The sequence below is a fragment of the Allokutzneria sp. A3M-2-11 16 genome (assembly GCF_024213555.1).
In the GTDB taxonomy this organism is placed as follows: Bacteria; Actinomycetota; Actinomycetes; order Mycobacteriales; family Pseudonocardiaceae; genus Allokutzneria.
Map to the genome: position 1 here is coordinate 2,670,753 of NZ_JANAVO010000001.1, position 12,473 is coordinate 2,683,225.

14 protein-coding genes and 1 pseudogene are annotated in these 12,473 nt (G+C 69.3%); 5 read left to right on the forward strand and 10 right to left on the reverse strand.

Annotated features, from left to right (window positions below; translation table 11 throughout):
- The first annotated feature begins 210 nt into the window (after nucleotides 1-210).
- Entirely contained in the window at nucleotides 211-1,053 is an 843-nt protein-coding gene (locus tag NLX83_RS13240) for a helix-turn-helix domain-containing protein (protein WP_254235121.1), read from the forward strand.
- A gap of 20 nt (nucleotides 1,054-1,073) precedes the next feature.
- Nucleotides 1,074-1,283, forward strand: coding sequence for a DUF397 domain-containing protein (locus NLX83_RS13245; RefSeq protein WP_254235122.1), 210 nt, complete (start codon nucleotides 1,074-1,076; stop codon nucleotides 1,281-1,283).
- 82 nt (nucleotides 1,284-1,365) lie between these two features.
- Here NLX83_RS13245 and NLX83_RS13250 read toward each other — a convergent pair whose 3' ends face one another.
- The 7 genes and pseudogenes from NLX83_RS13250 to NLX83_RS13280 form a co-directional block, all read right to left on the reverse strand.
- Nucleotides 1,366-1,818, reverse strand: coding sequence for a flavodoxin family protein (locus NLX83_RS13250; protein ID WP_254235123.1), 453 nt, complete (start codon nucleotides 1,816-1,818; stop codon nucleotides 1,366-1,368).
- 87 nt (nucleotides 1,819-1,905) lie between these two features.
- Nucleotides 1,906-2,109, reverse strand: a pseudogene (locus NLX83_RS13255) (flavodoxin family protein); the annotation flags it as partial.
- A gap of 11 nt (nucleotides 2,110-2,120) precedes the next feature.
- Nucleotides 2,121-2,360 carry a hypothetical protein gene (locus NLX83_RS13260; protein ID WP_254235124.1) on the reverse strand — a complete coding sequence of 80 codons (240 nt, stop codon included), beginning with the start codon at nucleotides 2,358-2,360 and terminating at the stop codon, nucleotides 2,121-2,123.
- A gap of 48 nt (nucleotides 2,361-2,408) precedes the next feature.
- Nucleotides 2,409-3,077 carry a TetR/AcrR family transcriptional regulator gene (locus NLX83_RS13265; RefSeq protein ID WP_254235125.1) on the reverse strand — a complete coding sequence of 223 codons (669 nt, stop codon included), beginning with the start codon at nucleotides 3,075-3,077 and terminating at the stop codon, nucleotides 2,409-2,411.
- Between the two features lie 158 nt (nucleotides 3,078-3,235).
- Complete coding sequence (locus tag NLX83_RS13270) at nucleotides 3,236-3,886, reverse strand: response regulator (protein ID WP_254235126.1); 651 nt, start codon at nucleotides 3,884-3,886, stop codon at nucleotides 3,236-3,238.
- On the reverse strand, nucleotides 3,883-4,956 hold the full coding sequence (locus NLX83_RS13275; RefSeq protein WP_254235127.1) for a sensor histidine kinase: 1,074 nt from the start codon (nucleotides 4,954-4,956) through the stop codon (nucleotides 3,883-3,885). Before NLX83_RS13275 ends, NLX83_RS13270 begins: the two co-directional genes overlap by 4 nt.
- A gap of 18 nt (nucleotides 4,957-4,974) precedes the next feature.
- Nucleotides 4,975-6,375 (reverse strand): alpha/beta hydrolase, encoded by a 1,401-nt coding sequence (locus NLX83_RS13280; protein ID WP_254235128.1) that lies wholly within the window; start codon nucleotides 6,373-6,375, stop codon nucleotides 4,975-4,977.
- Nucleotides 6,376-6,467: 92 nt separating this feature from the next.
- Here NLX83_RS13280 and NLX83_RS13285 point away from each other — a divergent pair, with 92 nt between their 5' ends.
- Entirely contained in the window at nucleotides 6,468-7,202 is a 735-nt protein-coding gene (locus NLX83_RS13285) for a class I SAM-dependent methyltransferase (protein ID WP_254235129.1), read from the forward strand.
- Here NLX83_RS13285 and NLX83_RS13290 read toward each other — a convergent pair.
- Complete coding sequence (locus tag NLX83_RS13290) at nucleotides 7,150-7,917, reverse strand: SDR family oxidoreductase (RefSeq protein WP_254236212.1); 768 nt, start codon at nucleotides 7,915-7,917, stop codon at nucleotides 7,150-7,152. The genes NLX83_RS13285 and NLX83_RS13290 overlap by 53 nt on opposite strands.
- Nucleotides 7,917-8,717 carry an alpha/beta fold hydrolase gene (locus NLX83_RS13295; protein ID WP_254235130.1) on the reverse strand — a complete coding sequence of 267 codons (801 nt, stop codon included), beginning with the start codon at nucleotides 8,715-8,717 and terminating at the stop codon, nucleotides 7,917-7,919. Before NLX83_RS13295 ends, NLX83_RS13290 begins: the two co-directional genes overlap by 1 nt.
- 62 nt (nucleotides 8,718-8,779) lie before the next feature.
- On the opposite strand from NLX83_RS13295, the gene NLX83_RS13300 reads away from it, so the two are divergent.
- Nucleotides 8,780-10,105 (forward strand): aminotransferase-like domain-containing protein, encoded by a 1,326-nt coding sequence (locus NLX83_RS13300; RefSeq protein ID WP_254235131.1) that lies wholly within the window; start codon nucleotides 8,780-8,782, stop codon nucleotides 10,103-10,105.
- 144 nt (nucleotides 10,106-10,249) lie between these two features.
- On the opposite strand, the gene NLX83_RS13305 is transcribed toward NLX83_RS13300, so the two are convergent.
- A complete protein-coding gene (locus NLX83_RS13305) occupies nucleotides 10,250-11,077 on the reverse strand; it encodes an erythromycin esterase family protein (protein WP_254235132.1) in 828 nt (275 codons plus the stop codon).
- A gap of 169 nt (nucleotides 11,078-11,246) precedes the next feature.
- Between NLX83_RS13305 and NLX83_RS13310 the strand changes: the two genes are divergently transcribed.
- Nucleotides 11,247-12,455, forward strand: coding sequence for an alcohol dehydrogenase catalytic domain-containing protein (locus tag NLX83_RS13310; RefSeq protein ID WP_254235133.1), 1,209 nt, complete (start codon nucleotides 11,247-11,249; stop codon nucleotides 12,453-12,455).
- The last annotated feature ends 18 nt before the right edge of the window (nucleotides 12,456-12,473 follow it).

Consider the following 12,473-nt stretch of genomic DNA (forward strand, 5'->3'; position numbering starts at 1 on the left):
CGGGCGAGCCGCTGAAGCTTCGGCCCGCCCCGTCGCTGTGCGGGTTGAACTTTGACGACCAGCGACGGGGCGGGCACTTGCCCGTAACTGGCAACTTTCCAGTTACGGGTGCCCACCATAACCGGAACATTCCAGTTGTGTGCGCGCCCAATCGGGCGAAATACTCGTTCGCTACTTGCGTGCAGACTGTGAGCGCAGGAAGGAGCGTGGATGGACCCCGCACAGGCCAAGGACGAACTCGCGCGACGCCTTCGAGGACAACTTGCTGCGGCGCGTCAGGCAACCGGCACGACCCAGGCAGATCTTGCGCGCGTGCTGGGATGCGAGCCAGCGAAGGTCAGTCGCGTTCTGTCCGGTTCGCGTGGCATTACCGCCGACGAAGTGCTGAAGCTCTTGGACTTCTTCGGCGTTGCGGGCGACGTGCGACGCGAGATAGAAGAGTTGAGCAGAGCTGCGGCGCGTCGGCGGCCGAAGGTTGCTCCTGGCGCACAGCCTGAGAAGTTCAGTCGCTTGCTCCGCCGAGAGCAGACGGCGCGGGCGTTTCGGAGCTACAGCACGGAACTTGTTCCCGGCATGTTGCAGCTGCCAGAACTCGCGCTGCGAGTCATCAGGCTGAACCCTCTCATCCGGCCAGAAGACCGTGAGGCGTTGAGGGACACGAGAGTGGCCCGACTCCATCGCTTGCTCGCCGCTGGCAAGGAACTGCACTTCATCCTGAGTGAAGCGGTGATCAGGTGCCTTGCGGGCGAGTCTGACCTAATGGGGCCGCAACTCCGTCACATGATCGAACTCAGCGAACATGACCAAATCACAATTCAGGTCATGCCCTTCTCAGCCGGTATCCACGCAGCATCGGGGTTCGGCTTCGTCCTACTGGAGCAGCGTGATCCAGCAGACAACTTTGTCTTCCTGGAGTCCCTGGCCGAAGTCACGTGGGTTGAGGAAGCCCACCTTGTGAAGGTCTACGCAGAGGTGCTCGAAGACGTTGGGATGCGGGCTCTCGCGCCTCCCGCTACCCGCGACTGGCTGACTAACGTTGTCTCTGAACTTTGACGACACCAGGAGGTGCGGGGATGACGAGTGACCCGGAAGGGATTGTGTGGCGGAAGAGCAGCCACAGCCCTTCCAATGACTGCGTCGAGGTGGGCTTCCTGCCTAGTGCGGCGCTGATCCGAGACAGCAAGAACCCAAGCGGACCGCGACTACGGTTCAAGCCAGCCGCGTTCGTACGGTTCATCGAAGTTGTGAAGGCGGACAAGCTCGACGCTGAGCAGTCCGAGTGAAGGGGGCGGGACCGCTACGGCGGCCCCGCCTTCTGCTGTCACGGCGCCTCCGCAGAAGCGGCCGGTCGAACGCGCCTGATAGTCAAGACATGAGGTTCGCCGCAACGGTTGCCCCGAGTTCCCAGCACGCTTTCAGGTCGTCCTTGCTCGGTCCCGCCGTGACCGAGATCGGGGCAACGACGCGTTCCCATGCGAGCCCGGTCGTGATCTTCTCAACTCCCTTGATGGCGCCTGCCGTGTCGTCGTTGCCGTGGACGTAGAGCCCGTACGGCCGACCGCGTGTGGCGTCCAGGCATGGGTAGTACGCGAGATCGAAGAAGCACTTGAGCGCGCCGCTCATCATCCCGAAGTTCGCTGGAGTCCCCAGGATGTAGCCGTCTGCGGCCAACGCGTCAGCGGCGGTCGCGGCTAGCGCAGGTTGGCGCACGACCTCCACGTCTTCGATCTCAGGATCGGTAGCTCCGGACACCACCGCCTCGAACATCGCTTGCAGGTTCGGGGAGGGCGTGTGGTGGATGATCAGCAGGCGCGGCATCTCTCAGAGCCTGCCGATCGGGCCGCGTCAGGGCAACGTGAACCCTGTTCTCGCAGGTCAGATCAAAGCCTATTTCATCACCTTGTCGCCGGACATGTAGCCCAGGTTGGCCGGGGTGCCCAGCAGGAAGCCGTCGGCGGCGAGCACGTCGGAGGCGGTGGCGGCCAGCGCGGCGCGCCGGACCAGCTCGACGCCCTCGATCTCCGGGTCGGTGGCACCGGAGACGACGGCCTCGAACATGGCCTGGAGGTTCGGCGACGGTGTGTGATGGACGAGCAGCAGTCGTGGCACGGCCACGAACCCTAGGACAGGTCGCGGGTCAGCCGCAGGCGCGCGGTCCGGACCCGCTGCGTGTACGCCGGGTCGAAGGTGTCGATGACCTGGTCTTCGAGTGTGGCGGCCAGACTGGAGAGGGCGACGCGCTCGGCGTGGTCCTCGGTCAGCGGGTCGAGGCCGCCCTGGTCGTCGGTTCGGGAGAGCCAGTCGAAGAGCACGAGCGCCTCGTCAGGGCTGAGCTGAATGGTGACCTGATGGTTCGTCACCCCAAAGAAGGTATCGATTACCCACCCTATCGAGCGACCCCATGTTGATCACTTCACGGAGGTCTTCGCCTGGGTCGGGGGCGCGTTCGCGGCGATGCCGTCGAGCACCACGGCGAGCTTGCGCGCCGCCCACGGCCGGTGGTCCCGGTCGAGCGCCCCGCTGACCTCTCGCAGCAGCTCGTTCTCCGCCGGGTCGGCGCTCAGCCTGACCAGCGCGGCCCGCACCTCGGCGGCGGAGGCGGCGTGCAGCAGGCCCGCGGTGCCGCCGGACGCCCGCGCGAAGTCCACCACGAGGTCGGCGGCGAGCACCGCGTACGCCGGGTCGAAGCCGATCTCGCACAGGCGGCGGATCAGCGCGACGGTGTGGCCGACGACGACCTCGCGCGCCGCCGGGACCGCGCAGAGCACCTGGTCAACGCCGGGGTTGTCGGCGTACATCCGCCACAGCGCCCAGGCCCCGGCCTCCAGCACCTCGCGCCAGTCCCCGGTGTCCGGCGACCGCGGCAGCCCGCCGACCAGCCGTTCCGCGGCCGCGACCACCAGGTCGTCCCGGTCGGTCACGTGCCGGTACAGCGCCGCGTGGCTGGCGTCGAGCCGTTCGGCGACCGAGGCCAGGGTCAGCTCGGTGAAGCCGACCGCGATGGCGGCGTCGGCGATCAACTCGCGGCTCAGCCGCGGCGGCGGCCCCGGGCGGCGCCGCGGCGGCTCACTGCTCACCAGGCCAACCTAGCTGGCCCGCAATGCCCTTGGCCGACTGTTACAGCTTGTAATAATCTCGACGAAGATCGCTGTTCTGCTCCACCTGGGGGTGTGCAGAACGTGCCGGTCGGCGCGGGTGACACTGTCGGGGACAGTGCGTGTTGCCCGCGCCGGTCCTACCGCTCCCGATGCAGGAGCCCGTGCTCGTGCGCGTAGATCACCGCGTGCACCCTGGTCCGCAACCCGAGCTTGGCCAGGATGCGCACCACGTGCGTCTTGACGGTTCCCTCCTCGATCCACAGCTGCCTGGCGATCTCGGCATTGCTCAGCCCGCGTGCGATCTCCAGCAGGACCTCGCGCTCCCTCGGCGTCAGCCGGTCCAGTTCCGCGGTGGCCGGGCGGGGGCTGAGGCTGGCGAAGCGGTCGATCAGCCGGTGCGTCACCTGCGGGTCGATCAGCCCGTGCCCGCGGTCCGCCGCGCGGATCGCGTCGAGCAGCAGCCGCGGCTCGGAGTCCTTGAGCAGGAACCCGGTCGCTCCGGCCCGGAGCGCGCCGAAGAGGTACTCGTCGATGCCGAAGGTGGTCAACGCGATGATCTTGGTGGTGCCGCTGGACGCCGCCAGTCTGGTGATCGCGCCGATCCCGTCCAGCCGGGGCATCCGGATGTCGATCACCAGCACGTCCGGCCGCCGCTCCTCGGTCCGGCGCACCGCCTCCGCGCCGTCCGCGGCCTCGGCGACCACCTCGATGTCGGGTTCCGCGTCCAGCACGAGCCGCAGCGCCGAACGGACCTCGGCCTGGTCGTCGGCGATGACCACCCGGATCATCGGCCCACCCGCGCCGGGAGCACGGCGCTGACCCGCCAGCCGTGCGGTTGCGCCACCCCGATCGTCACGCTCCCACCGAGCAGCCGCGCGCGCTCGCGCATGCCCCGGATGCCGGAGCCCTCCGCGGCGACGGACGTGCTGGAACCGTTGTCCTCCACCGTGATCACGACGGAGTCCGGTTCGCGCGCGACGCTCACCGCGATCGTGTCGGCGCCGGAGTGCCGGATCGCGTTCGTCAGCGCCTCCTGGGCGAGGCGATAGCCGCCGTGATCGACGAGCGGGGGCAGGTCGCCGGTGTCGCCGACCGTGGTCAACGTGATCTTTATGTCCGATGTGGACAGTCGCCCGACCAGGTCGGCGATCTCGTCGATCCGTGAGCCGGACGGCTTGTCCCGCAACGTTTCCAGCATGTCACGCACCTCGCTCAACGCCCGCGCGGCGAGATCGTTGATCGTGTTCAGGGTCGTGGTCGCCACCGGGGAGGCGTCGGTGAGCACGTGCCGCGCCGCGGTCGCCTGCATCCGGATGGCGGTCAGGTGGTGGCCGACCGCGTCGTGCACCTCACGGGCGATGCCCGCCCGCTCCTCCGCGACCGTCCGCGCGGCCTCCGCTCGGTGCAGTCGCGCCAGCTGCTCGGCTCGCTCCGCCCGCAGCCGCACCGCGTAGCCCAGCACTCCGGGGGCGATCGAGGTGATGATCATTTCGGTGAGCACCGCCGTGGTGCCGACCGGGCGGGACGCGACCACCGCGGGGATCGCGAGGAAGCCGAGGATCGAGACGGCCAGTACCGCGGCCAGCCGGTTCGGGCGGTAGTAGGCCGCCGACCCGCACGCGGCCATCGCCACCACCTTCCCCGACCAGCCGGGCACCGCGAAACCGAGCAGCGCCACCAATGACGACAGCGCCGCGGTGGTGAGCGGCATCCGCTTGCGCAGCATCAGAGGTGCCGCCACGCCGACGCTGAGCACCCCGAGAGCTAGCGGTCGCGCAGGGGAGCCCTCAAGCAGCGCGGCGCCGAAGACAGCAGCCGCGATCGCCGCGCAGCCGAGGGCGTCCCTGGTGGTGGACATGCCACGTTGGTACACCAGCTACGCCGCGCAGTGCGTGCCGGGCGCGGGCAGTTCGCCGTTGACGAGGTAGCGGTGCACCCGATCGCGCACGCACTTGTTGCGGCCGCCCCAGTACAGGGCGTGGCCACCCTCGGCGCTGAGGTAGCGCGCGCCGGGGAGTTGCGCGGCGACGCGCTTGCCGAACTCCGGCGGCGTGGCTTGGTCGAATCTGCCGTTGGCGGCCAGGGCCGGCGGGACCTTCTTCGCCTTGATCGGCTTCGGCGGGTAGGTCCCAATTTTCGGCAGCCCCGCGCAGTGGTAGCCCATGGGCCAGACCTCGCGCCAACCCGCTCGCGGCGCCCGCGCACGGGCCTCGTTCTCCAGCCGCTTCAGGCTGTCGTAGCTCACGTCGTAGGGGAAGTCCGAGCAGAGCGCGATCCTGGACAGGTCGGGGTCCTTGCCGCCGCGTGGCTGGCTGGCGATCAGCGTGGCGTCACCGGTGTCGGCCTGGGCGAGCGCCTTGGCGAAGGCGGGCCAGCTCCGATCGCTTCCGGAGGGCAGGGCCCAGGTGATCTCCGTGACGGACACGGTGCGGCCAGGCCCGGCGCCCGGAGCCGGGATCGGTTTCCGTTGTGCCGCAGCGATGACGCGGTCCCAGGTGGCGAGAACGTCCTTGCCGCGCAACGCGGACGCCGGGTCTTGCCCGGCCCACTTCGCGAAGTGGTGCAGGTTCGCCTCGGTCACCTCGACCCCAGGCAGTGCCCGGGACCTCAGGTCCGGGTTGCTGTGGTCGAACACGCTGTCCAGGTACATGCGGTTGATCTTGTCGCCGAACAGCTGCGCGTAGTTCTGGCCGTAGACGGTTCCGTAGGAGTTGCCGTAGTAGTTCAGCTCGCGCTGCCCCAGCGCCACCCGGATCGCGTCCAGGTCGTGCGTGCTCTGCCACGAGTTCAGCTTGTCCCGCAACGGTCCCAGCGTCGGAGTGCAGTCCTCGGCGAAGCGCCGGTTGGCCTCCGCGTAGGACTCGTACGTCGACCGGTCCGGGAACCAGTCGACGCCAGGGATCGGGGCGGATGTCGGGCAGGTGACGCCCTGGCTCGCGCCGAAACCGCGTGGATCGAAAATGATCACGTCGAACCACTTGGTCAGCTCGGCGAAGCTGTCCTTGAACTGCGGCACGTACTCGACCGTTCCACCCGGCCCACCGAGGTTGGCCACGAGCGGGCCGAGCTTGTTCGCCTGGTCCTGCGCGGGGATCTTGGCGAGGCCGATGCTGGTCCGCGGCCCGTGCGGCTTCGCCCAGTCCAGCGGGACCCGGACGTCGGCGCACTGCACGCCTTCGCCGCAGGCTCGCCAGCGCAAGGGTTCCGCGGCGCCGGCCGTCGTGGTGAGCCCGGACAGCAGGCCGACCACGGCGGTGATCGTGATTGCTGTTCTCATACCGACGAGCCTGGCCCGGCGGAGGGTTCGACCTCGTCCATCCTTGGATAGATCTCTCTTGATTTGATAATCATTTTCGATAAGCTCGGGCGATGCTGACGAAGGACGAGGCGGTCGCCATCCAGTCGGACTGGGACCGCCAGCAAGAGGTCTACCTGCCCTATCGCGAAGAAGCCGCGGGCGCGCTCGTGGACCTGGTGCGGGCCAAGGGGTTGCCGGTGCGCGTGCTCGACCTCGCGGGCGGGACCGGCACGCTCGCGCGGCGGCTGCTCGCCCGGCTGCCGGAGGCGGAGGTGACCCTGCTCGACTTCAACCCGGTGCTGCGCGCCATCGCCGAGGCGTCGCTGCCCGGGGTCGAGCTGGTGCAGGCCGACCTGAGCTCGCCGGACTGGGTGGATGCGTTGCCGCACAAGCAGTACGACTTCGTGCTGACCATGACCGCGATGCACTGCTTCGCGGCCGAGCCGTTGCGGCGGCTCTACCGCGAGGTGCGCGGAATCCTGGTGCCCGGCGGGATTTTCGCCAACGCGGACCGGATGATCGACGACGGTCTGCCCGGCTTCGCCGAGCCGGTCGAGTCGGCGGACGAGTGGGTGCGGTGGTGGGCCGCCATCGAGGCGCACCCGGTGCTGGGAACCCTTGTGGGACAACAACACGGCGAGTCGGCCGACTTCCACCCGCCCGTCTCGTGGCACGTGGACGCGCTGCGCGCCGCCGGGTTCACCGAGGTGGGAACCCTGTGGCGGCGGCGCGATCAGGCTGCGGTGCTGGCGGTCAGCGCTCCCGGTGCACCTGGAACGCGGCGAAGCTCTGCGCCACCGGCATGAGCTCGATGGTGTTGACGTTGAAGTGCGGTGGCTGCGCGGAGACCCAGTGCACCGACTCCGCGATGTCCTCGGCGCTCAACGGCTTCATCCCGGCGTAGACGTCGTTCGCCTTGCCCGAGTCGCCGTCGAAGCGCACCACCGAGAACTCGGTGCCACCGCACATCCCGGGCTCCACACAGGTGACGCGGACACCGGTGCCGTGCAGGTCGCTGCGCAGGTTGAGGCTGAACTGGTGCACGAATGCCTTGGTGGCGCCGTAAATGTTGCCGCCGGGGTAGGGGTAGGTGCCCGCGATCGAGCCGAGGTTGATCACGTGGCCGCGGCCGCGCGCCACCATGCCCGGCAGCAGCGCGCGCGTGCAGTACACCAACCCCTTGCAGTTGGTGTCGATCATCTGGTCCCAGTCGTCCAGGTCGGCCTTGTGCGCGGGTTCGAGGCCCTTGGCCAGGCCCGCGTTGTTGACCAGGACGTCGACCTCGGCGAACTCGGCGGGCAGGGTGGCGATCGCGGCCTCGACGGCGTCGCGGTCCTGCACGTCCAGCTCGATCGGGAGCACGTTCGGGCCGAGCTCGCCCGCCAGCTCGGCGAGCTTGTCGGCGCGGCGGGCGGTCGCGACGACGCGCGCGCCCTCCGCGACGAACCGGCGCGCGATGGCGGCTCCGAATCCGGCGCTGGCACCGGTGACGAACACGGTCTTCTGGCTGGTCACAACGATCACCGTTCTGTTCGGGCTGCGATGCTGTCGAGGAAAGTGTGCAACGCGTCGTTGAACTCCTCGGTGCTTTCGAGGTTCGGCATGTGCGCGGCACCTTCCACGACCACCAGTGTGGAGTCCGGGAGCCGGTCGTGCATGAGCCGTGCGTCGCTGATCGGCGTGTACTCGTCCTCGGTGCCGACCACCACGAGCGCGGGCACGGCGACCCGGCCGAGCATGTCCAGGTAGTCCGGCCGCTCCGCCCGCCCGAGCAGTGCCGCCGCGGCACCCTCCGGTGGCGCGCTGAGCATCATCCGCAGCACGTGCTCGGCCGCGTCCTTGTCCGCGGCGACCATCTTCCAGAGCACTTCCTCGGCGTACGGGCGCATGCCTTCTCGGAGCAATCTCGCGGCCATCTCGGCGCGGTTGCGCCTACCGTTCTCGGTCTCCGCCTCGGCCGTCGTGTCGGCCAGCACCAAGCCGGTGATGCGCTCCGGGAACTGCCGGTAGCACTCCATGACGATCTGCCCGCCCATCGACAGCCCGGCCAGGGCGAAGCGGTCGACGCCTCGGTGGTCGAGCAGCGTCGCGATATCCTTCGCGAACGTGCTCAGCAGCGTTTTTCCGGGCACCACGGTGGATTCTCCGTAGCCGCGGAGGTCGGCGGCGATCACCCGGAACCCGCGCTCGGCGAAGTGCTCCACCTGGGGGCGCCACATCGTGCGGTCGAACGGGTGGCCGTGCACGAGGACGAGCGCCTGCTCGCCGGAGCCGAGGTCGTCGTAGCCGAAGGTGATGCCGCCGAGGGTTACCGTGGTCATGACAACGACGCTAAGCACGCCGATAATCGAGTGCAATGACCACAATGTTCTCGGAGCAATGAGTGGACGACTACCGGGTGATCGCCGACGCCATCGCGGCCGACATCGCCGCCGGTCGCCTCCGGCCGGGCGAGCGGCTGATCCCGCAGCGGCAGTTCGCGCGCAGGCACCGCATCGCGGGCTCGACCGCGGCGCGGGTGTACGGCGAGCTGGTGCGGCGGGGGCTCGCGGTCGGCGAGGTCGGCAGGGGTACGTTCGTCCGCGCGGGCAAGCCTCCGTTGGAGACCGCCCTGGCCGAGCCCCGCGGAGCGCGCGTCGACCTCGAACTGAACTTCTCCGTGCTACCGGAGCAACCGGGTCTGCTGGCGCACAGCATGGAGCGCCTGATGCGCCCGGACGTCTTCGGCGCGGCCCTGCAACCCGTTGTGGTGCAAGGTGATCCGGTCACGCGGGAGATCGCCGCCACGCTGCTCGGGCGGACCGGCTGGGCGCCGTCGCCGGACAACGTGGTCTTCGCGGGCAACGGCCGTCAAGCGATCGCCGCCGCCATCGCCGCGCTCGTGCCGGTCGGCGAACGCCTCGGCGTCGAAGCGCTGACCTATCCGGTGGTGAAGGCGATCGCGGCCCGGCTGGGCATCACGCTCGTGCCGATCCCGATGGACTCGCGGGGCATCGACCCCGACGCGCTCCGCGCCGCCAACGTCCGCGCCGTGTACGTGCAACCGACCCTGCACAACCCGCTGGGCACCTCGATGCCGCGCAGTCGCCGTGCGGAGATCGCGGAAGTGTTGCAGCGCTTGGGGATTTACGCGATCGAGGACACGATCTACACGTTCCTCCGCGACGAACTCCCGCCGCTCGCCGCGCTCGCCCCTTCGCACACGGTGTTGGTGGACAGCCTGTCCAAGCGCATCTCGCCCGGCCTCACGGCCGGTTTCCTCGTCGCTCCAACGGAACTGGTGGAACCGATCGCCGCGGCCGTGCGGTCCGGGACCTGGGCCGCGCCCGGCTTCGCGTTGGCGGCGGCGTCGTGCTGGATCTCCGACGGCACCGCCGCGACGATCGCCTCGGCGAAGCGGGAGGACGCGGCGGCCCGCCAAGCCTTGGTGCGCAAGGAGTTGTCCGACTTCGCGATCACCGGCGACCCTCAGGCGTACCACTGCTGGTGGGAGCTGCCGGAGGCGTGGCGGGCGGAGACGTTCGTCGCGGCGGCCGCCCGCAGGGGAATCGCGGTCAGCCCGGCCGCGGCGTTCGCGGTAGGCGCGGGCCGCGCCCCCAATGCCGTGCGCCTCGCCACCTCCGCCCCCACCCCCGACGTCCTCACGGCCGCACTCCGCACCCTCGCCGCGATCGCCCGCTCCGCCCCCGAATCCTCCGAGATCCACTAACCACCCACCCGGCCTCTTTTCCCGTTTCGTACTCATAGCCGGAAAGAGAGCGCTCCCAAATCCCGTTATGAGTACGAAACGGGATTGGTTTGGACCACCTCAGCCCAGGATGGGGGCACGCGGAGGTGGGGCATGGGGGAGATTCTAGCTGAGTAGGCGGATCGGGGTGGCCTCGCGGACGTGGAAGACGGCGTCGAACCACTCGTGGAGTGAGCGGCCGAAGAGGTGATCGTCGGGCTCGGGGAGCGGGCCGATGAGGCGGGTCTTGCGCGATGGGGAACTGGGCGGCGGGACCATGTAGAAGGCGTCGAGGTCCACCTGGTCGAAGGCTGCCTCGGCGAAGTCCGTGGGCGGCGCGGGCACGGGGAAGAGCACGTCACCGTGGTGGAAAGTCAGCCCGACCGACACGAAGTCCGAACCGAACCGCTCGCGGAGGTGGCCGCCCATGGTGGTCGCGGGACTGCTGACCGAGGTGTGGGCGAGGCCGCCCCAATAAACGACCTTGTGCCCGGTCCGCTCCTGCCAAGCGATCGTGTTGTCGGCCAACAGCCGTTCCAGGTCACCGGATTCCGAATGCGGCAGAGGCTGGTGAGCGATCCGGACCGGGTCGTGCGGGTGCTGCTCGTTGTAGTCGCGCAGCCAGCGCACCGTCTCCAGGATTTCCTCGGTGCGCCAGAAGGAACGCGCTCCGGCAAGCACTTCGCGAGGATCGCCGATCCCGGAGCGGACGTAGTCGTCGAGGTAGACGCTGGCGACGTCGTCGCCCTCCAACGCGAGCGAACGGAATCCCCTGTTCTCGACGAGAAACCGGAGAATCCGGTGGGAGAAAAGGGAAAGCTCGCGCGCTGTGCGGCATGACGCGCCGAGTGCGACGATCTTCGCATCACCCGCCGCCGCGGCGAAGGGCAGCAGGTCGTCCGGTGCGGCGGCCGGGTCCAGGGCGACCGGAAGGGCGTGCTCGGTGATGGTCATGGCACCAGGGTTCAACCTCAATGGTGCTTCAGGTCAAGGCCCCGGCTGCCGCTAACAGAGGAGGGCGCGAAGCGGGTCAACTCCTTCCGGATGCCGGAAGACGCACTGCTGAGGAGTCTTGTTCCGCGACTCACACGTTGTTCACACGCGGTGGAACAGCTTGGAAAGCATGGAACTGACCAGGAGAAGCCTGCTGGCGCTGACGGGAGCGATGGCTGTGAGCGGATCGACTGCCAAGGCCGAAGCCCAAGCCCAAGGCTCCATCGCCACCCGTGCCGCACTGTTCCGCGGTGTCGGCCAACCGCTGTCGGTGGAGACGATCCAGCTCGACCCGCCGGGACCGACGGAGGTCCAGGTGCGCATGGAGGCGGTCGGGCTCTGCCACACGGACCTGCACGTGCTCCGCGGCGAGCGCCAGGTGGGGATGCAGCCGATGGTGCTGGGGCACGAGGGCTCCGGCGTCGTGGAGGTCGTCGGCCCCCAGGTGCGGGGCATCGTCCCCGGAGACCACGTGGCGCTCACCTGGCTGCCCGCGTGCGGTGTGTGCCGGTGGTGTCGCGGCGGCCTGCACCACCGCTGTGCCGAGAGCGGCCGCATCCTGCGCGGACCCCAGTTCGACGGCACCTACCGGCGACGGGACTCGTCCGGGCGGGACGTCGGCTCCATGTGCCTGGTGGGGGCCTTCGCGGAGCGCACCGTGGTGGACCAGACGAGCGTCGTCGTGGTCGATCGGAGCCTGCCGTTCGAGGTTGTCGCGCTCGCCGCGTGCAGTGTTCCCGGGGGTGTCGGAGCGGTGACCAACGCGGCGCGGGTGCAGAAGGGCGACAGCGTCGTCGTGATCGGCGTCGGCGGCGACGGCATGAACGTGGTGCAGGGCGCCCGGCTGGCCGGAGCGAAGGTGATCATCGCGGTGGACCTCCAGGCGTGGAAGCTCGACGCCGCGAGGACTTTCGGCGCGACGCACGGCATCCAGGCCGGCCCGGGGGTCGACCTGCCCGCGCGGGTGCGCGAGCTGACCGAGGGCATCGGGGCCGACCACGCCTTCGCCTGCATCGACCCGGCGGCGACCCTGCTCGACGCGAGCCGGTCGACCGCGATCGGCGGCACCGTGGTGATGACCGGCCTGACCCCGGAAAGCGTTGCCACGACGCCGATCTCGCCGAGCGAGCTGCTCCGCGGGCACAAGACCCTCATCGGCTCGCTGTACGGCTCGGCGAGCCAGCGCACCGGCGTCCCGGAGATGCTGCGGCTCTACCAGCGGGGGTCGCTGAAGCTGCGCGAGCTGGTCAGCCGCACCTATCGGCTGGACGAGGTCAACCAGGGCTACGCCGACCTGACCGCCGGGAAGAACCTGCGCGGGGTGGTGCGCCTCAGTTGACGGAGTGAGCGCTCACTC